Below are 18,553 nucleotides of genomic sequence, written 5' to 3'. Positions count from 1 at the left end.
GATATTTCAAACGACACTATGATACTACTTTTCAAGACTCTACGCAAGAGAGAAGCACTTATTCGGGCAAAATACCAACCTGCTCCACAAAGCGCATAAAGGCTGCCTGTCCTTCTTCTGTTTGCTTGTAAACCCCTGCATCTTCCAACACCCGAGCGAAGATTTTCCCTACAGATTCTTGGACGATTTCAAGAGCTTGGTCTTTATCAGTCAATCCAGGATGGGATTCTTTCAACTCATCCGCCCATTCTTGGTGATAATTTGCTACTGAAACATCCTCTCCGACTAGATAAGCTGCTACTTGCTCCACTTCTTCCTTCAAGCGTGGTGGCAATATTGCCAATCCCATGACCTCTATCAAGCCGATATTTTCCTTCTTGATATGTTGGACATCCTTGTGGGGATGATAGATACCATCTGGATGCTCTGGAGATGTTTGATTGTCCCGCAAGACCAAATCCAACTCAAACTGCCCATCTCTTTTACGCGCAATCGGTGTGATAGTGTGATGCGGTGTTCCATTACTTTCTGCCAAGACCTGAACACTTGGATCTGAGTATTGACGCCAAGCCAGTAAGATTTTATCCGCTAGTTCTGTCAAATCTTCTTTCGAATCTGAAGTTAGTCGAATCACAGACATAGGCCATTGAACAATTCCTGCTTTGACAGTTTCAAAACCGTCAAACTTAAATGTCTTTTGTAAAGGTGCTACTTCCATTGGGAATACATGACGTCCCCCTTGATAATGATCATGGGTCAGGATGGAGCCACCCACGATTGGCAAATCAGCATTCGAACCTGCAAAGTAGCCTGGAAATTGCTCCACAATCGCTAACAAACGTTCAAAACTTTGGCGACTAATGGCCATAGGACGATGCTTGCTATCTAGGAAAATACAGTGCTCATTAAAGTAAGCGTAAGGCGAATACTGGAAGCCCCACTCCTGACCAGAAATATCAAAACGTATAATACGATGGTTGCTTCTAGCTGGATGATTGACACGACCATGGTAGCCTTCGTTTTCCATACAAAGCTGACATTGAGGATAGTTGCTCGACTTAACCAACTTAGCTGCAGCTATCTCTTTTGGATCCTTTTCAGGCTTAGAGAGATTGATGGTAATCTCTAGTTCACCGTAGTCAGACGGTACACGATAAGCAATATTCTTTGCGATGGCCTTCAGTTTGATGTAGTCATTCTTCTGACTGAGTTGGTAGAAATCTGCAATTGCCTGCTCTGGTGACTGGGCATAGGTATCCCAAAAATCACGATTAACCTGACTTGGACAAGGCGTTACCAAGTCCATGAGGTCAGCACCGAGAATCTCACGCGCAGCCTGACTATCTTCAATTGTTTCCAATCGAACGGCTTCCTCGACAAGATGGTCTTTGAGATCAATCAAGTTGTCCTGATCAGTCTCAACGTCAAAAATTCCTTCACCAACCAAAGCCAAGACACGATTAGTCAGATAAATCCGATCCAACTCTTCAAAGGTACTTTCTGCAATGACTTTGGTAACAAATGTTTCTACTAAGGTCACTAGAAAACCTCCTTTTGACTAATCAAGAACGCGAGTTCCACCTGCTACTTCAGCGATATAGAAGCTTGGAGCGTAGCCAACGATTTCTTCATAGTGCTTACCTACAGCTTCTTTAAAGGACTCAACAGCATCTTTTTGAACCAGGGCAATGGCACAACCACCAAAACCTGCTCCTGTCATACGAGCACCAAGAACACCTTCTTGAGCCCAAGCCGTATGAACAAGGGTATCTAATTCCAAGCCAGTTACTTCGTAATCGTGCTCAAGTGAAACATGAGAAGCATTCATCAAACGACCAAACTTGTCCAAATCTCCCGCTTGAAGAGCCGCTTGTGCTTTAAGGGTACGTTGGTTTTCAAGAACGGCATGACGCGCACGTTTCAAGCGATTTTCGTCTTTGATCAGGTAGCTATATTCATCAAAAGCCCATTCATCCAATTCACCCAAGGTTTGAATGTCCAAGGCCACTTGGAGTTCTTCTACTGCTTTTTCACATTCAGCACGACGTTCATTGTATTTAGAGTCTGCAAGTTCACGGCGTTTGTTGGTATTCATGATAACAACGACATTGTCTTTCAAATCAAGGGGAACCAAGTCATATTCTAAACTATTTGTATCCAGATAAATGGCACGTTGGTCTGCCCCCATACCGATAGCAAATTGGTCCATGATACCAGAATTAACACCGATAAAATTATTCTCTGTCAATTTTCCGATTTTTACTAAATCTAAACGATCCAATTTTAGGTCAAAGAGATATTCTGCCACGACACCAGTCAAAAGTTCCAAGGATGCAGAAGATGACAAACCAGCTCCATTTGGGATATTCCCAAAAACATAGAAATCAAAACCTTTATCAATCGCATGGCCAGCTTCTTGCAAGAAATGAAGAACACCTTTTGGATAGTTAGTCCAGTTGTGCTCTTTCTCAAACTTAAGATCAGCTAGAGAAACTTCGATAATTCCTTTATCCTCAAAGTTTGCGGAGTAGAAACGCAACACTTGGTCATCGCGCTTGCGTGCAGCTCCGTAAGTTCCTAGTGAAATAGCTGCTGGGAAAACATGCCCACCGTTGTAGTCAGTATGCTCCCCAATCAAGTTGATGCGCCCTGGTGAGAAGAAGGTTTGGTCCGCTTCTTGACCAAAAACAGCAAGAAAATCCTTGCGAAGTGCATCAGCAGTAAGATGTTGTGTCATATGAATTCTCCTTTGACAATTGTTAGGTAAAAAAACTTAACCTGTAATCGTTTTCTTCTATTGTACCCAAGGGTTTTGCTTTGGTCAACATTTTTACCTATATTTTACTAAACTATAAGTAAAAAGCAACAAAAATATGCTATAATAACCTAAAAAGGAGGAGAATTATGGCTACACTCAAAGATATCGCTCAGCTAGCCTCTGTCTCGATCGCAACTGTATCCCGCGTTCTCAATCGCGATCAGAGCCTATCTGTTACAGAAGAAACTCGACATCGTATCTTAACCGTCGCAGAAGAACTAGGATATACAAAACATCTCAAAACAGGCGAAAGTCATAAACTCAAACAAAAAATTGCTATCATCCAGTGGGTGAGCGAACAAGGAGAATTAGAAGATCTCTACTACTACCAGATCCGTCTTGGAATTGAAAAGAGAGCTCAAGAGTTAGACTATGACATTTTGCGCTATTTTAACGACCAACCTTTCACGCTTAGTGAGGAAGTGATTGGTATCCTCTGTATTGGAAAATTTAGTCGTGCACAGATTGCTTCATTCGAGGAATATCAAAAGCCTCTAGTATTTTTAGATAGTGACACTCTGGCTTTAGGGCATACTTGTGTCATCACTGATTTTTCAAATGCTGTCAAACAAGTTTTGGATTATTTTATCAATCAAGGCATGGACAGGGTTGGAATTCTGACTGGACTCGAGGTTACGACTGATCAAGAGGAACAAATCCATGATAAACGACTGGAAGCCTTTATCAGCTACACACAGGAACTGGGAATCTATCATGAGGAACTAATTTTCCAAGGAGAGTTTACTGCCCAATCTGGCTACAACTTAATGAAACATGCAATTCAAAGCTTGGGTAAACAACTTCCATCTGCCTTTTTTGCTGCAAGCGATAGTCTGGCAATCGGTGCCCTTCGGGCACTTCAAGAAGCTAGTATCCACCTGCCAGAGCGAGTGAGTTTAATTTCCTTTAATGACACTAGCTTGACCAAACAAGTTTTCCCACCACTTTCAAGTATCACTGTTTATACAGAGGAAATGGGTCGCACAGGCATGGATATCCTTAATAGAGAAGTACTCCACGGACGCAAAATTCCAAGCCTCACTATGCTGGGAACCAAACTGACTTTAAGAGAAAGCACCTTGCATTAAATACAACTGTTTACAATAGAAAAATCCTAATAAGAGTTCACTCTCTATTAGGATTTTATTTTCTATTCAATCACAATCATAGCTTTAATGGTCTTACGTTCATCCATATCTTTATAGGCTTGATCAATCTCATCTAAGCGATAACTATGAGTGAACACACGACCTGGATTGATGTCTCCATCAAGAACAGCCTTGAGTAAGAACTGTTTGTCATAGGTGGTAACAGAAGCTGCTCCACCTGCTACAGAGATGTTTTGGGCAAAGGTCGAACCAAGAGCACGGTTATTGTAGTGAGGCACACCAACAAATCCTAAGCGCCCTCCATTGTGAAGGACACCTAGGGCTTGATCAACAGCTGCTGCAGTACCGACACATTCAAGGGCAGCATCCGCTCCGCCACCAAGGATTTCACGAACCTTAGCAATACCTTCTTGACCACGTTCTTCAACTACCGCTGTAGCACCGAATTCCATAGCCAGCTTTTGTCGATCTTCATGACGGCTCATGAGGACGATTTGGGAAGCTCCACGCATTTTGGCTGCAATAACAGCACATTGTCCAACTGCCCCATCACCGATTACCACCACTTTGTCACCTGGTTTGACATGAGCAACACGCGCAGCATGGTAGCCCGTCGGCATAACATCTGCCAAAGTCAAGAAGGATTTGAGCATGGCTTCAGTATAATCGGATGGTTGTCCAAGGACTTTTACGAGTGCCCAGTTTGCATATTCAAAACGCATGTACTCTGCCTGCACTCCATCAGACCAGTTGGTTCCAATATGGCGATCGCAAGTTCCATCATAGCCAGCGTGACAGGCATCACACTCGCCACAGCCATGGGTGAAAGGCGCAATGACAAAATCTCCTGGTTTAACCGTTGTAATAGCATCTCCGATTTCTTCGACGATTCCAATAGCTTCGTGACCGCTATTTTGATGCCCCTTTTCAATGTCTGGATTACGGTAGCTCCAGAGGTCTGAACCGCAGACACAGGTACGGACAATCCGGAGAACGACATCATCCGGCGCCTCAATTTGCGGACGCTCCACTTCGACAAGACCAACTTGCCCTGCTTTTGTATAGACTGTTTTCTTCATAAGAACAACCTACTTTCTTTGCTTACTTACCTTTAGTATACACTTTTATGAGTCAAATAGCATGCAAGATGATAGTAAAAGTTTCCACCAAACAAAATTGACTCCTAAGAACTCAATCATCTTATAGATATAATAGTCAGACTAGCTGGTCTCCTTTACTTAGCCTAAAAATGATATAAATCTTTCAGCTGTTTCTGGTTCTTGATGATCATGAAAGAGTGTACGTCCTTGGTCCAATCCTTCTATGTTCTTCATTTCATCTTCTGTTAACTCAAAGTCAAAAATATCAAAGTTCTCTTGCATCCGTTCTTTACGAACAGACTTAGGAATAACAACCACGTCACTTTGAAGTAAGAAACGTAGAGCTACTTGCGCTACTGATTTCCCATGTTTTTCTCCAATTTCCTTCAACAAAGGAGTACTGAAGAAATTATTTTTCCCTTCAGCAAAAGGCCCCCAAGATTCAATTTGACAATTGTATTTCTCCAAATACTTTTTGGTCTCTTTTTGTTGCTGAAAGACATGGGTTTCTATTTGGTTGACAGCCGGTTTAATTTCCACAAAATGTTGAAGATCAATGAATCTATTAGGCGAAAAGTTAGAGACGCCAATAGCACGAACCTTACCAGCCTTGTAAGCTTCTTCCATGGCTCTATAAGTTCCATAATAATCACCGAAAGGTTGGTGAACCAACAAAAGATCAATATAATCTGTTTGTAGTTTTTTCAAGGATTCTTCGATAGATGCTTTGGCCTTTTCATAGCCGGCATTCGAAATCCAAACCTTGGTCGTGATGAAGAATTCTTCCCGTGGAAGACCTGACTCCAAGATAGCTTCCCCCACACCTGCTTCATTGCCATAGATTTGAGCGGTATCAAAGGAACGATAACCAACCTCGATAGCCTCAAGAACTGCTCGCTTTGTTTCATCTACTGGAGTCTGAAATACTCCAAATCCAAGTTGTGGCATTTTGATATTGTCGTTTAAGGTTTTGTAAAACATATTTTCCCCTACTTCTTTTGATACTTTTAGTTTACACTCCATTTAAAGATTTGTATACTAGCAAATGAAAAATAGCATATATAGGAGAAAAAAACAGTATCAACCTTTCCAAAACTTCTCTAGTGTTCGTGACCTTTTATGCCCCCAATATCTTCAAGGCAGCGTTTGTGTTGATTATGATTCATTGGACTAGTATCCACTTCAATAGTAATATTGTGAACTCCACTTTGTCTTAATTGACTGCGAATAGCTTCTTTGCATTCCTCCATTCGTGCCCAATCCTCTAAGCATAGATGAACAATTGCATTATTTTCTAGACCATCCATGGACCAAATACTCAGTTGATTGATACTCTTGACATTTTCTAGTGATAATAAATCCTGCTCTATCTTTTCACTATCAAGCCCCTGAGGAACCGCATCGAGAAATATCTTAAGTGTAGACCAAAAACGAGGAATGGCTTTTGACAAGATAAAGAAGGAAATGACAAGTGATAAGAGAGGATCTAAGATATACCAATCCGTAAATCGTAGAATAATTGCCATCAGGATGACTGCTATCCAACCCAGGGTATCTTCCAGAAAATGCAGGCTAAGGATAGACTCATTCTTTGTTTTTCCTTTACGAACCACTAAACTCGCTAGCACATTTATACTAACCGCAATAATTCCAAGCCAGAGGATTCCTTCATCATTAATAGGTTGTGGATGAAATAGTTTCCTTATATTTTCCAAAATGACTAGAGCAGATCCTGTCATGAGAATCACAGCCGTTATCAAAGCTCCTAGAAGGCTAAATCGTTTGTAACCCAAGGTGTAATGACTATCCTCTTCACGATTGGAAATTGTTTCAAGAAAGGCTGATAGCCCAATTGCAATAGCATCTCCTAAGTCATGGACAGAGTCCGCAAGAACAGCACTAGAACCAAATACTCCGCCTGCAATAAACTCAACAATGGCGTAACTCAAATTTAAGAAAAAAGCCAGCCAAATAGCACGTTTTGAACTCATTTTTCCACCTTCCTTTGTTATAATGGGACTAGGAAAATTTTATAAAAAAATTTTCCTAGTCCCACGCCCGTAATGCTGATTAGATGCTCTTCGAGCTAAATAGCGAAAGAAGATCCCAATCAGCTACTGCGTCAAACATATATTTCTATAAATATTCTGAGAAATGAGACTATTATCTCTTCTCTTCATTGTTATTATCCAATAAAATAAAAAGAAAGGATAGGAGCAAACTGTTCGGTTTGTAAGTTACTGAACAATTGATTCAAATTGTCTATATGAGTACTCAAGATCGTCGTATTACCAAGACTCGGAAAGCTATCTATACTGCTTTTTTACAATTACTAAATCAGAAAGATTATGAATCCATCACGGTCCAAGAGATCATCGACCTAGCCAACGTTGGACGTTCAACCTTCTACAGTCATTATGAAAGTAAGGAATTACTCCTAGACGAGCTCTGCCGTTATCTCTTTCATCATCTTTTTGATCGCGAGGAGAATATTAGCATCGAAGCATATTTGACACATATTTTTTTGCATTTTAAGAAAAATCAAGACCATGTCACTAGCCTTCTTTTTTCAAAAAATGACTACTTCCTTCGTCAATTGCAAAAAGAATTGGAACACCATGTTTATCCCATGGTTGCAGAGAACTTGCAAGTTTCCTATCCTAAGATTCCAGCCTCCTACCTCAAACATTTTGTTGTCAGCAATTTTATTGAAACACTGACCTGGTGGTTAAAAAAAGGAAAATCTTATAAGGAAGATCAAGTAGTGAGATTTTACTTAGACGTCATGGAAATGACAAACAAACAAAAATAAATCATCATTATTCTAGCTAGAGAGGAAATCTTATGAACTTCGTTATTATTCTTGCTATTTTTTTAGCCTTCTTACTTCTTGCTTTTCCTCTTCATCATTTATTGGCTAGCCTTTCAGAATTAAGAAAAGGCAGGAATCCCCTAGGAAATCAGCTTCTCCTTATCGGAAGTATCCTTGCTACCTTATCTATCTTCCTCTACTTCTTTGCTACCTTATCTATCTTCTGCTACTTCTTTTTGCCGATTGTCGCACTATCTATTTGGCTGATTGGCTGTGGTTTGATTTGCTACGGAGCCTATTGGAATGACAAACAGAAAGGAACCTTTAAAAAGTCTCACCATATCATCAGAATTACATTTGCTATAGTATTGACACTTATACTAATTTTATTCTAATACAAAAACCCCATCTTATCTAAAAAGAAAGATGGGGTTTATGTTAGTATAAAGTCCATTCTACTTTTATTTTTGAAGAATTCCTTCCTGAACTAGAAAATCACGCGCTACTGTTTCGGCCGACTTGCCTTCCACACCAACCTGATAGTTGAGTTGACTCATTTGGCTTTCTGTAATTTTACCAGCTAATTTATTGAGAACAGCTTCCAATTCTGGATGTTTTTTCAGTAATTCAGCTTTCATCAGTGGCGCTCCTTGATAAGGCGGGAAGAGTTGTTTATCATCCTCCAAAACCACTAAATCATACCGAGCAATTTCAGCATCTGTTGAGTAAGCATCTGTAATTTGAATGTCACCTGACTGGATGGCTTGGTAGCGAAGAGCTGGCTCCATGGTTGCCACATTGAGATTCAACCCATAAGCAGACTGCAAGCCCTTGTTTCCATCCTCACGGTCATTAAACTCCAGAGTAAAACCAGCCTTGAGCTGGCCTTCTACTTTTTTCAAGTCTGAAATCGTCTTAAGCCCATATTCTTGCGCAATTTTTTTGGAAACTGCTATAGCATAAGTATTTTGATAAGCCATGGGTTTAAGAAAGGCTAGTTGATCCTGTTTGGCAATACCATCACGCGCTACTTCATAAACTTCTTCAGAGTCATTGCTCACTTTAGGAGCTGGCTGCAAGAGAGAGCCTGTAATAGTACCTGTAAATTCTGGATAGATATCGATATCACCCTTTTTAAGCGCTTGATAAAGGAAATCTGTCTTCCCAAAGTTAGGCTTGACCGTCACCGTCATATCCGTATTTTCCTCGATGAGAAGTTTATACATATTCATGAGAATCTCAGGTTCAGGCCCCAACTTCCCAGCTATAACCAGATTCTCTTTCTCTTTGTTAGGAATCATGCTTGGAGCATAACTAGCTCCCAAACCAAGCACCATGATAGCAAAGGTGGAAATAATCGTACGCAACTTTGCCTTTTCCAACCATTTGAGAATGACATTAAAGAGAATGGCCAAGATGGCTGATGAGATTGCCCCGATTAAAATCAGACTGGTATTCCGACGATCAATTCCCAAGAGAATAAAGGATCCTAATCCACCAGCTCCCACAAGAGCTGCTAGAGTCGCCGTCCCAATAATCATGACAGTCGCTGTTCGAACTCCCGATACAATAACAGGCATGGCAAGTGGAATTTCAAACTTCTTGAGTCGCTCCCACTTGGTCATCCCAAAAGCAATCCCTGCCTCCTCAAGACTAGGATCAATGCCATTCAGGGCTGTGATTGTATTTTCTAAAATCGGGAAAATAGCGTAAATGACAAGAGCTGTGAGGGCTGGTAAGGTCCCAATCCCCATGAAAGGAATAAAGAGCCCCAACAAGGCCATTGAAGGAATAGTCTGAAAAATACCCGCAACTTGTAGCACCCAAGTCGCTGCTTTTTTGTGACCATTTAGATAAACCGCAAGTGGGATGGTCAGAAAAATAGCGACCAATAAGGTCAAAAGAGATAATTGTAAGTGTTGTCCCAGAGCTGTTACCCATTCACTAAATCGCTCCTGAAAGGTTGAAATGAAATTAGACATGAAGACTACCTCCAAACAAGTTCGCTACAAAGTCTGTCGCAGGGGCTTGTAAAATTGTTTCAGGTTCTGCGACCTGGCGAATTTCTCCATCCTGTAAAACAGCAATTCGATCCCCTAATTTTAAAGCCTCATCCGTATCATGAGTAACGAAAATGGTCGTCATACCGAACTCCTTGTGCAAGTCTTTGGTGAGAGCTTGCAACTGCTTGCGGGAGATAGCATCCAAAGCTGAGAAGGGCTCATCCATCAGCAAGATTTTTGGTTCCCCAATGATAGCCCGCACAATCCCAATCCGCTGTTGCTCCCCACCAGATAACTCGCTTGGTAAACGATGAGCATAATCTGCAGCAGGTAGGCCAACCTTGTTCAAGAGTTCTTCTGTTTTAGAGGCGATTTGTTCCTTTCTCCAACCCTTCATCTCAGGAATCAATGCTATATTTTCAGCAACTGTTAAATTTGGAAAAAGGGCAATAGCCTGAAGGACATAGCCGGTACTGAGACGTAACTCCCGTTCATCATAGTCCTTGATCCGTTTCCCATCCATGTAGATATTGCCATCTGTCGGTTCCAAGAGACGGTTAATCATCTTGATCATGGTGGTCTTTCCAGACCCTGAAGGACCCACTAGCACCATGAATTCTCCATTTTCAATGCGGAGATTGACATCTTTTAAAATGTCCTTATCCGTGTAGCGCAAGGCTACATGTTTGTATTCAATCATGTTCTTCCTCGATAAGTTTTCTGTCTCTAAGAGTATCCAATAGGCTTTGTTCCGGATGCCCTAGAACTTTTTCGATATCTGTTGAAACCCCAGCTTGTTCGCCAACTTTGATAGCTGTATAAGTACTGACCCAGGCATCGTACTCCCAAGTTTGTGCTGGCCATTTTTTCCGTGACTCATAGGCTTCTTCTACTGTTTCATCCACATACGCGATGGCCTTACCGGTCTCTTTTAAGAGAAGCTCTACGATTTCTTTCATGGAAAGATCCTCTGACCCTGTCAAATTCAAGGTTTGATTTTTCCACTCCTTAGGATTTAAAAGAATCTCTGCTGCAACCCTAGATGTGTCCTTACGGGCAACAGCTGACACAAGACCACTGCCGGCCGGACCACGAATCTCTCCATTTTCAAGCGCCATATCAATCAGGAAGTCCAAGTAAAAATTATCTCTCAAAAAAGTGTAGGTGAACCCTAACTCCTTGATATAGGCTTCCGTCTGGGCATGTTCTCGAGACAAGGTGAAAGTTGCCTTCTCATCTGCCCCATAAAAGGAGGTATAGACGATATGCTCTACTCCTGCTAGGTTTGCAGCATCTAAAAAGTCCTTGTGTTCCTTGACACGCTCTTGATTCTCCCGAGCAGAAACCATCAACAAGATATCAATACCCTTCAAGGCCTCAACCACCTCTGGAGTATTGGCATACGATATTCTACGGATTTCCGCAGACGCATAGATCTTTGCACGCTCTGGGCTTCGTGCTAGATGGACGGAAGCAATTCCTTTTTGATCTATAAGATTCGCCACATAGGAACCTAATTTCCCTGTTACACCTGTTATTCCAATCATAACTGTTACTCCCTTTCCCTAGATGTCATTTTCTTTAGCCTTTAGATTTGTGATAATACGCTCTTGATAGGCCTCAAATTCTCGGATTTCTTGATCCGAAAAGCCTTGGTAGAAAATCTCCCCCAATTTTTTACTGACACGGTCTCCAATTTCTTTTTGTGCCCAACCGAGGTCTGTCAAAGAGATATATTTTTTCCTTTTATCCTGCGTGCAGGGTTGAATCGTGACCAAACCTTGTTCTTCCAATTTCTTAACCATACTGGTCAATGTATTATTGGCTAGACCCGTCGCAAGAGCGATATCGGTCGCAGTAGCGCACCCCAACTCTTGCTTCCACAAAATCGTTAAAATTTTTCCCTGTTCACTTCTGTATTGAGCATCTGGTTCCTTGCTCAAGAGTTTTTGGAAGATACGCCCATTCAACAAGCGAATCTGTAGAGCTTGGTAGCCCCCTAACATCTTGTCCATTATGTCTCCTTTTTATTCTATATCGAACTGTTTAAGTATATTGTAACTTTTTTGATTACACCTGTCAACTGTTTCGATATAGAAATATTAATTTTTTAATAAGTCTGAGTAAATCTCATAATCAAAATCCTTAAAAACATTGAATACAACTGTCATATCAGTGTGTTTTATCTGAAACTGTGTAACCGTCTCCATCGCAATCTTGACTGACTCTTCATTTGGAAATCGAAATTCTCCTGTTGAGATACAACAAAATTCCAATTTCACAGAGCTTGTTCATAAGCTAAAGTCAAACACACTTCATAGGACGATGCTAACTGCTACCTTTTCAAATCTATCAACTCTTCATAGATAAGAGACCCACCGTGTGAACGACATAGAGGTAAGGGAGCTTGTAGGACTTGGTTATCTTTGCATGACCTGTAGCTTCATGATTTCCTTGCTCCTGCATGAGCACATAACAGACTAAACGTAGTTCAAGTCCAGTAGTTTTGTGAATTGCATTATCAAAGGAAATTCTTCATCTATAAGCTATTTTGTTATAGAAAAAAATAAAAACTTCCTACAAAAAGTAGAAAGCCATCATTTTTATAAAATTAAACATGAATCACATCTGAAGCATTCCTCTTAAAGAAACTACTATGGACCAGATAAGGACCATACTTAGAATTTTGACTAGAAACTAAGCATAAAGGAATGATAAAAATTTTTATAAAGTAGAGTAAGCAAAAAAGTAAAAAATAACTAAAACTAAGAGTTTTTAAATCAAGAAAGTAAAGATAACAGACAATTGATGTATTCAATAGAATATTAAATCCCGTAGCAAAACTAGCTGATAAGATGTTCGTTTTAATCTTAGGATTACAGAGTTTGACAAGAAACAAGGCTAATAAAGAAGTATTATAGATACAAATCGGCTTGTAGTCGTGACGATATAAAACTAAACATTTATGATTATAAAAAATAAGCCCTCTACTAAAATTACTCCTTTTGTTAATCCAAACGTGTGAAACTCCACTGATATCACTCCAAGGAACAAATAAATCTAATCTTCTAAGGTAAATACCATCCTGTGTAATATAAAATTTCCAAGGAAAAAGAAAATTTATGCCGATACCAAGTAAAAGCAATAAAAGAAGGAAATACACTAACTGTGTTTGATCAAAACTAAAAGCGTAATCAAAAAATGTTATCGTTTGAAATCCTCGACCAACAATTTGATTAAAGCCTAGAAAAAACAAAACAATTATAAATAAAACAAATCTATAAAAAATACTATGAAACTTTACACTTTTTGGCATAAATCATATTCTCCTAAATTATACAATAAACATCAAAACATACTTTACTGTCTTATATAAGACTAGTATAACATTAAATACTCAAAGAATATAAAAATAATAGAAAGAGATATTAAAAAATAGAGTCAAAATGAACTGCACCCCAAAAGTTAGACAATTAATTTAAGCAAAGGATTTAGTTCTGTATTGTACAGGACTAAGTCCTTTTAGTTTTACCTTAATGCGTTTGTTGTTGTAATAATCAATATAGTCTACAATAGCTTGTTCCAAGTGCTCAAGTGACTGAAATGTATTCTCATAACCATAAAACATTTCAGACTTAAGAATGCCAAAGAAAGATTCCATCATACCGTTATCTGGGCTATTCCCCTTACGTGACATAGATGGTTGGATTCCCTTATTCTTTAAAAAATGATGATAGAAGCCGTGTTGGTATTGCCATCCTTGGTCACTATGGAGAATTGTATTTTCGTAATGGTTCTCTGTAAAGGCTTGTTCTAGCATAGCTTTCATTTGCACTAAGTTCGGCGAAGTAGAAAGATTGTAGGAGATAATTTCGCTGTTAAAGCCATCTAAAACTGGCGATAAATAAAGCTTTTGGTTGCTTGCTGGAATGGCAAATTCTATCACATCTGTGTAGCACTTTTGCATTGGTTTGGTTGCTTCAAATTGACGTTGAATAAGGTTATCTGCTTTCTTGCCAATCTCTCCTTGGTATGAAGAATACTTCCGTTTACGACGAATTCGAGCCGTTAAACCAAGTACTTTCATAAGACGCTGCACCTTCTTATGGTTCACTACGAAGCCACGATTTCGTAATTCTAGAGTCATGCGACGATAACCGTAATTTCCTTTATGCTCAGTATAAATTGACTGAATTTCAGCTTTAACATCAACATCCTTATCGCTTTGAACCAGCTGTTTTAAGTGATAATAATAAGTTGAACGAGCAAGCTTAATAATCTTTAGAAGAATATCTAGAGAAAACTCTGTTACCAATCCTCGAACAATTTCCGTTTTTCTTCTTGCTCCTTTTCGTCCCTCAATCGGAGTTCTCTCAACTTTTTTAGAATAGCATTCTCCGCTCTCAAATATTCTAATTCTTCCTGAAGTCGCTCTAGCTCTGTCATTTCTTCGGGTTTCTTCTTTGACTTACGTCCCATTTTAGGCGGTCTCCCTCTTGTTTTCTCAACAATAGTATACCCGTTTTTCTTGTATTGTGCCAGCCAATTCGAAAGTAATCCACTACTTGGAAGAGCATAATCCAGAGACACCCTAATTTGCGAACTCCCCTCAAGAAGAACTTTATCAATGATCTCTTGTTTTAGTTCAGGAGAATAGTAACAATTCTTTTCTTTTTTGACGATTTCTATTCCATAACGATCAATCAATTTAATCATGTACTGAAGATTAGAAATGTTTATCCCAAATTGATTTGAAAGTTGTCTAAAGCTCGCTCCTTTCTTTCTTAATTCGTATATTTGAACTTTATCTTCATAAGTTAATTTCATAATAAAAACACCCCAAAAGTTAGATTTTTATGTCTAACTTTTGGGGTGCAGTTCAAAACTAAACTCTTTTTCTTTTAATCTTCTTCTACCAAACGTTTAAACTCTGCTTGAATCTCTGTATTTTCTGTAGGTTTTAAGTACATGATTCCACCATTTGTTGTTGGTGAATGAAATACAATCGCTTCTCCTGTGTTGGTTATCGCAAAGAAGTAACTATGTACATCCGGGTATTTATCCCAATTACTGTAGCGTTCTACAATTCGGTACTGAGTAGTTCCTAACCCATTATCCGAGTATTCTGCATTTAATTTTTCACTTGGCCCATCACCAAAGTTATAGAGATTATCTGGACCGACATCTCCTCCTGATATGCCCTTTTTGTAATTAGGTTGCCCAAGTCTCTCGCCCCACCCTTTTATGAAGGATTCTAATTTAGCAGACTTACTAGCATTCCAAGGAGCCTTTTGTTCTTCACTCGAAATAGCCTTGCTGCTAGTAGAAGGTTCAAATTTTTGCCAATCAAGTTGATTGAAATCTAGCATTTCGGCTTCTGTTTTTCCAAACTCTGTATGCAAATTTTTATTTCCAGGAACCCGAATGTCCTGTTCCTGAACTTTACTTGCTACTTGCTGGCTCGAATTCAGATGATAAAGTACTCCCCTACCTTCTCCTGTTCCAGAGGTCCAACCTAATTCTAGAATATCACCACCCTGATAGATATTCATAGAATTTCTAGCACCACCATGGCCTGCAACAAAACCCTCTGCCAAAAGTACCGGTTTCTCATTCTCTAAATAATAAAGTCCCGAAATAAAATAACCGCCACTAGATTGCTCAACACCGATTAGCAACTCCTCGATACCATCTTGATTAAGATCCGTATAGGCATAACTCATCTTATCTGATTGAAAAACCGCATTTTCAACTGACCAACTGTTAATAGGCCGATCAGTTGCATTCAAATTTTTATAAAGATCTACTATTTTGTCTATATCCTTAGGTGTAGAAAGTATTTTTTGGTAATCATCAAAAATTGGCTTGTAGAATTCTTTAAAATCTTTCTTGGACAGTTCGTTAGTTGTAGACTGACTAGTAGTAGATGATAAGCTACTTTCATGACTGGAAATATCACCATTTTGATTACTACAACCAATTATAAATAAACTTAAAAACAGAAAAAACGAGCCTCCTAAGACTTTTTTATTCTCCATAACATTCTCCTTTATTGTTACAGTAAATTTATACTTAAATCTCTCTTACATTATATCAAATGAAAAAGAGTTTGACATAGAATAATAAAAACTAAGTGAACAATATGGGCTCTATACTATTTGTAGTGGGTAAATCCCCTGTAGATAATATGGAGTCTATTTTGTTGTAGAAAACATACTAAGATTAGTAGTGAGAAAATCTCCGACGGGAGAGAATACTCACTACTTTTTCTTTATGTTAAAGTAGAGGTGTCTTGTAAAGTCGTAGGGCTCTTTGGCGCTAGACGTCGCTTGACAAACTGCAAGACACCTGTTTTAGGTGGAATTTGATCAAAGTATGTGGGACGCTAGACGTCGCGTATTGAAAATAAAATCACTAAAACACGGAATTATTCAAGACAAAAGAGGTAATATCATGCGTACAGTATTTGGGATTGATGTGAGTAAGGCAAGTTCTGAGGTGGCAATTTTAGTCAACGGTGAAAAGATTCATGGATACACTATGCTCAATGACGCCATTGGCTTCAATCGTCTTTTGAATGACTTGAAAACTGTTCATAACCCTGAGATTATATTTGAAGCTACTGGTGTCTATTCTCGGCGTCTTCGAGCCTTTCTTGAGGAATACGGCTACGCTTATACACAGCTGAATCCTCTGGAAGCTAAGAAGCAACTGGACAGTCTGCGAGTTGGTAAAACAGACAAAATTGACGCTGAAAAGTTGGCTCATTCTCAGTTTATACTCAATCGTAAACCAACTTATGCGCAGGAAGAAGTTTATCAACACCTGCGTGATTTAAGCCGTTTCTATCAAAATCTTACAGAAGACATTGTTAGAGCTAAAAACCGTCTACACAAGATCTTACAAGTCACCTTTCCTGAATTGGAAAATCTCTTATCCACACCAACTGGAGAGCAATATTGGAATTTAGTGATGGCTTTTCCATGCAAAGAGTTTGTAGTAAACCTATCTCAAAATGAATTGTGTAAGATTATCCGTCAATCTACCTCCAAACGAATCTCTGAAAAGCGTATTGCTTACCTGACTGATAAACTTATAAAACTCGCTAAACAATCTTTTTGTGCGGTCAAGAAAATCTCCCCAATGCTTGAAGAGGTTCGTTACTATGCTCAAGAATTGCTTCGTCTTTCTGAGCACAGACAGGTTGTCTTAGACGACATGGTAGCTCTAGCTCAGCCTTTACCAGAGTATGACATCTTACGATCAATTCCTGGCATCGCAGAAACCACAGCGACATCTATCATTGGCAAATTGGGAGATATTCGTCGCTTTCAGTCTACCAATCAAATCAACGCTTTTATTGGCATTGACCTGAGACACTATGAATCTGGGAACTTTCTCGCCAAGGAACACATTACTAAGCGAGGTAATCCCTATGCCAGAAAAATCTTCTTCAAGTGCATTCATAACATCGCTTCAGCTAGTCATACCAATCCCTGCCATATCGCCGACTTTTATGAGAAACGAAAAAGACAATCGACAATAGCTTCAACCAAGCCACATGCGATTGCCTCTATACATCGTCTCATTCGAACAATGTATTACCTCATTACGCATAACAAACTTTACGATTACTCTTTGACCCAAAATCGATAAGGATGTCTATGCCGTATTATTGTAACACCTTGTTTCAAAAAATACCAGATGAGGTGTTTTTTAGCATGCCCTTTTATGGATCAATAAGTGGTTAAAATAAGACAGTAACCTCAGAATAGCTACTGTCTTATCTCTTTTTTTACTTAAGGACCCTGATATACTTGACAAATGGTAGAAAAGAGCCATTAAAAAAGAGCTATAAAAGCTCTTTGAATACGGAGAATAAGGGATTCGAACCCTTGCGCCAGTTACCCGACCTAACGATTTAGCAAACCGTCCTCTTCAGCCTCTTGAGTAATTCTCCTATTAATGGGCACGAGTGGACTCGAACCACCGACCTCACGCTTATCAGGCGTGCGCTCTAACCACCTGAGCTACGCGCCCAAGTTAATAAACTTGGTAGATGAACTAAAAGTTCAAAGCGGGTGACGAGAATCGAACTCGCGACAACAGCTTGGAAGGCTGTAGTTTTACCACTAAACTACACCCGCATTAATAATAGATATGGCGCGAGACGGAATCGAACCGCCGACACATGGAGCTTCAATCCATTGCTCTACCAACTGAGCTACCGAGCCAAAATTGCGGGAGCAGGATTTGAACCTACGACCTTCGGGTTATGAGCCCGACGAGCTACCGAGCTGCTCCATCCCGCGTTAATAATAAAGGAGGATGTGGGATTCGAACCCACGCACGCTTTTACACGCCTGACGGTTTTCAAGACCGTTCCCTTCAGCCGGACTTGGGTAATCCTCCATAACATTTTATGGACCTTGTAGGACTTGAACCTACGACCACTCGGTTATGAGCCGAGAGCTCTAACCAGCTGAGCTAAAGGTCCAACAAGATCATTATAGCGGCGAAGGGGATCGAACCCCCGACCTCCCGGGTATGAACCGGACGCTCTAGCCAGCTGAGCTACACCGCCATCAATCGGGAAGACAGGATTCGAACCTGCGACACCTTGGTCCCAAACCAAGTACTCTACCAAGCTGAGCTACTTCCCGAGTTAAATAGAAAAAATGCACCCTAGAGGAGTCGAACCTCTAACCGCC

General features: G+C 39.9%; 17 protein-coding genes and 9 tRNA genes. 4 read left to right on the top strand and 22 right to left on the bottom strand.

What is annotated here, in order from left to right:
- Positions 1 to 58 precede the first annotated feature (58 nt).
- A complete protein-coding gene (locus QM874_RS05935; protein WP_414316597.1) occupies positions 59 to 1,540 on the bottom strand; it encodes a UDP-glucose--hexose-1-phosphate uridylyltransferase in 1,482 nt (493 codons plus the stop codon).
- 18 nt (positions 1,541 to 1,558) lie between these two features.
- Entirely contained in the window at positions 1,559 to 2,737 is a 1,179-nt protein-coding gene (locus tag QM874_RS05930; protein WP_414316596.1) for a galactokinase, read from the bottom strand.
- A gap of 167 nt (positions 2,738 to 2,904) precedes the next feature.
- Here QM874_RS05930 and QM874_RS05925 point away from each other — a divergent pair, with 167 nt between their 5' ends.
- A complete protein-coding gene (locus QM874_RS05925; protein WP_414316595.1) occupies positions 2,905 to 3,906 on the top strand; it encodes a LacI family DNA-binding transcriptional regulator in 1,002 nt (333 codons plus the stop codon).
- Between the two features lie 62 nt (positions 3,907 to 3,968).
- Here the strand turns inward: QM874_RS05925 and QM874_RS05920 are convergent, their stop codons facing one another.
- The 3 genes from QM874_RS05920 to QM874_RS05910 form a co-directional block, all read right to left on the bottom strand.
- Entirely contained in the window at positions 3,969 to 5,006 is a 1,038-nt protein-coding gene (locus QM874_RS05920) for a zinc-binding dehydrogenase (protein WP_414316594.1), read from the bottom strand.
- A gap of 159 nt (positions 5,007 to 5,165) precedes the next feature.
- Entirely contained in the window at positions 5,166 to 6,008 is an 843-nt protein-coding gene (locus QM874_RS05915) for an aldo/keto reductase (protein WP_414316593.1), read from the bottom strand.
- Positions 6,009 to 6,127: 119 nt separating this feature from the next.
- Positions 6,128 to 7,018: a cation diffusion facilitator family transporter gene (locus tag QM874_RS05910; protein WP_414316592.1), complete on the bottom strand. Its 891-nt coding sequence runs from the start codon at positions 7,016 to 7,018 to the stop codon at positions 6,128 to 6,130.
- A gap of 275 nt (positions 7,019 to 7,293) precedes the next feature.
- Between QM874_RS05910 and QM874_RS05905 the strand changes: the two genes are divergently transcribed.
- Together QM874_RS05905 and QM874_RS05900 are read left to right on the top strand one after the other, a co-directional pair.
- The gene (locus QM874_RS05905; RefSeq protein ID WP_414316591.1) at positions 7,294 to 7,839 is read left to right on the top strand and encodes a TetR/AcrR family transcriptional regulator; all 546 of its coding nucleotides are present in this window, start codon (positions 7,294 to 7,296) and stop codon (positions 7,837 to 7,839) included.
- A 32-nt stretch (positions 7,840 to 7,871) separates the two neighbouring features.
- Positions 7,872 to 8,234: a glucuronide permease gene (locus QM874_RS05900; RefSeq protein WP_414316590.1), complete on the top strand. Its 363-nt coding sequence runs from the start codon at positions 7,872 to 7,874 to the stop codon at positions 8,232 to 8,234.
- Between the two features lie 66 nt (positions 8,235 to 8,300).
- Here the strand turns inward: QM874_RS05900 and QM874_RS05895 are convergent, their stop codons facing one another.
- From QM874_RS05895 to QM874_RS05860, 8 genes are all read right to left on the bottom strand, one after another.
- On the bottom strand, positions 8,301 to 9,821 hold the full coding sequence (locus tag QM874_RS05895) for an ABC transporter permease/substrate-binding protein (RefSeq protein ID WP_414316589.1): 1,521 nt from the start codon (positions 9,819 to 9,821) through the stop codon (positions 8,301 to 8,303).
- Entirely contained in the window at positions 9,814 to 10,542 is a 729-nt protein-coding gene (locus QM874_RS05890; protein ID WP_414316588.1) for an ATP-binding cassette domain-containing protein, read from the bottom strand. The genes QM874_RS05895 and QM874_RS05890 overlap by 8 nt, the downstream gene beginning before the upstream one ends.
- The gene (locus QM874_RS05885; RefSeq protein ID WP_414316587.1) at positions 10,535 to 11,389 is read right to left on the bottom strand and encodes an SDR family oxidoreductase; all 855 of its coding nucleotides are present in this window, start codon (positions 11,387 to 11,389) and stop codon (positions 10,535 to 10,537) included. Before QM874_RS05885 ends, QM874_RS05890 begins: the two co-directional genes overlap by 8 nt.
- A gap of 18 nt (positions 11,390 to 11,407) precedes the next feature.
- On the bottom strand, positions 11,408 to 11,857 hold the full coding sequence (locus QM874_RS05880; RefSeq protein WP_414316586.1) for a MarR family winged helix-turn-helix transcriptional regulator: 450 nt from the start codon (positions 11,855 to 11,857) through the stop codon (positions 11,408 to 11,410).
- A gap of 337 nt (positions 11,858 to 12,194) precedes the next feature.
- Positions 12,195 to 12,308 (bottom strand): macro domain-containing protein, encoded by a 114-nt coding sequence (locus tag QM874_RS05875; protein ID WP_414316585.1) that lies wholly within the window; start codon positions 12,306 to 12,308, stop codon positions 12,195 to 12,197.
- Between the two features lie 145 nt (positions 12,309 to 12,453).
- Positions 12,454 to 13,158 carry a hypothetical protein gene (locus QM874_RS05870; RefSeq protein ID WP_414316584.1) on the bottom strand — a complete coding sequence of 235 codons (705 nt, stop codon included), beginning with the start codon at positions 13,156 to 13,158 and terminating at the stop codon, positions 12,454 to 12,456.
- A gap of 162 nt (positions 13,159 to 13,320) precedes the next feature.
- Positions 13,321 to 14,669 (bottom strand): IS3 family transposase gene (locus QM874_RS05865; protein ID WP_414316583.1). Its coding sequence is split into 2 segments (ribosomal slippage): positions 13,321 to 14,219 and positions 14,219 to 14,669, totalling 1,350 coding nucleotides; the frame shifts between segments, so codons are not numbered across the junction.
- 74 nt (positions 14,670 to 14,743) lie between these two features.
- On the bottom strand, positions 14,744 to 15,880 hold the full coding sequence (locus QM874_RS05860; RefSeq protein ID WP_414316582.1) for a DUF4767 domain-containing protein: 1,137 nt from the start codon (positions 15,878 to 15,880) through the stop codon (positions 14,744 to 14,746).
- A gap of 415 nt (positions 15,881 to 16,295) precedes the next feature.
- Between QM874_RS05860 and QM874_RS05855 the strand changes: the two genes are divergently transcribed.
- The gene (locus QM874_RS05855) at positions 16,296 to 17,498 is read left to right on the top strand and encodes an IS110 family transposase (RefSeq protein WP_414316581.1); all 1,203 of its coding nucleotides are present in this window, start codon (positions 16,296 to 16,298) and stop codon (positions 17,496 to 17,498) included.
- Positions 17,499 to 17,714: 216 nt separating this feature from the next.
- Here QM874_RS05855 and QM874_RS05850 read toward each other — a convergent pair.
- From QM874_RS05850 to QM874_RS05810, 9 genes are all read right to left on the bottom strand, one after another.
- Positions 17,715 to 17,802, bottom strand: a tRNA-Ser gene (locus QM874_RS05850).
- Between the two features lie 6 nt (positions 17,803 to 17,808).
- Positions 17,809 to 17,882 (bottom strand) — tRNA-Ile (locus tag QM874_RS05845).
- A gap of 36 nt (positions 17,883 to 17,918) precedes the next feature.
- Positions 17,919 to 17,989 (bottom strand) — tRNA-Gly (locus QM874_RS05840).
- 14 nt (positions 17,990 to 18,003) lie between these two features.
- A tRNA-Phe gene (locus QM874_RS05835) sits at positions 18,004 to 18,076 on the bottom strand.
- A 4-nt stretch (positions 18,077 to 18,080) separates the two neighbouring features.
- Positions 18,081 to 18,154 (bottom strand) — tRNA-Met (locus tag QM874_RS05830).
- 10 nt (positions 18,155 to 18,164) lie between these two features.
- Positions 18,165 to 18,254 (bottom strand) — tRNA-Ser (locus QM874_RS05825).
- Positions 18,255 to 18,265: 11 nt separating this feature from the next.
- Positions 18,266 to 18,339, bottom strand: a tRNA-Ile gene (locus QM874_RS05820).
- A 13-nt stretch (positions 18,340 to 18,352) separates the two neighbouring features.
- Positions 18,353 to 18,426, bottom strand: a tRNA-Met gene (locus tag QM874_RS05815).
- Between the two features lie 5 nt (positions 18,427 to 18,431).
- Positions 18,432 to 18,505 (bottom strand) — tRNA-Pro (locus QM874_RS05810).
- Positions 18,506 to 18,553 lie beyond the last annotated feature (48 nt).

The organism is Streptococcus infantis (assembly GCF_047463615.1).
In the GTDB taxonomy this organism is placed as follows: domain Bacteria; phylum Bacillota; class Bacilli; order Lactobacillales; family Streptococcaceae; genus Streptococcus; species Streptococcus infantis_X.
Note: the sequence above shows the minus strand (reverse complement) of the source record. Positions and strands in the feature narration are given on the sequence as shown.

Bases quoted from the DNA above. Each gene is read 5' to 3' on its own strand.
- QM874_RS05910 (WP_414316592.1), bottom strand. From the start codon at position 7,018: ATGAGTTCAAAACGTGCTATTTGGCTGGCTTTTTTCTTAAATTTGAGT.
- QM874_RS05930 (WP_414316596.1), bottom strand. From the start codon at position 2,737: ATGACACAACATCTTACTGCTGATGCACTTCGCAAGGATTTTCTTGCT.
- QM874_RS05875 (WP_414316585.1), bottom strand. From the start codon at position 12,308: ATGCAGGAGCAAGGAAATCATGAAGCTACAGGTCATGCAAAGATAACC.
- QM874_RS05915 (WP_414316593.1), bottom strand. From the start codon at position 6,008: ATGTTTTACAAAACCTTAAACGACAATATCAAAATGCCACAACTTGGA.
- QM874_RS05920 (WP_414316594.1), bottom strand. From the start codon at position 5,006: ATGAAGAAAACAGTCTATACAAAAGCAGGGCAAGTTGGTCTTGTCGAA.
- QM874_RS05885 (WP_414316587.1), bottom strand. From the start codon at position 11,389: ATGATTGGAATAACAGGTGTAACAGGGAAATTAGGTTCCTATGTGGCG.
- QM874_RS05880 (WP_414316586.1), bottom strand. From the start codon at position 11,857: ATGGACAAGATGTTAGGGGGCTACCAAGCTCTACAGATTCGCTTGTTG.
- QM874_RS05900 (WP_414316590.1), top strand. From the start codon at position 7,872: ATGAACTTCGTTATTATTCTTGCTATTTTTTTAGCCTTCTTACTTCTT.
- QM874_RS05860 (WP_414316582.1), bottom strand. From the start codon at position 15,880: ATGGAGAATAAAAAAGTCTTAGGAGGCTCGTTTTTTCTGTTTTTAAGT.
- QM874_RS05870 (WP_414316584.1), bottom strand. From the start codon at position 13,158: ATGCCAAAAAGTGTAAAGTTTCATAGTATTTTTTATAGATTTGTTTTA.
- QM874_RS05895 (WP_414316589.1), bottom strand. From the start codon at position 9,821: ATGTCTAATTTCATTTCAACCTTTCAGGAGCGATTTAGTGAATGGGTA.
- QM874_RS05905 (WP_414316591.1), top strand. From the start codon at position 7,294: ATGAGTACTCAAGATCGTCGTATTACCAAGACTCGGAAAGCTATCTAT.
- QM874_RS05925 (WP_414316595.1), top strand. From the start codon at position 2,905: ATGGCTACACTCAAAGATATCGCTCAGCTAGCCTCTGTCTCGATCGCA.
- QM874_RS05855 (WP_414316581.1), top strand. From the start codon at position 16,296: ATGCGTACAGTATTTGGGATTGATGTGAGTAAGGCAAGTTCTGAGGTG.
- QM874_RS05890 (WP_414316588.1), bottom strand. From the start codon at position 10,542: ATGATTGAATACAAACATGTAGCCTTGCGCTACACGGATAAGGACATT.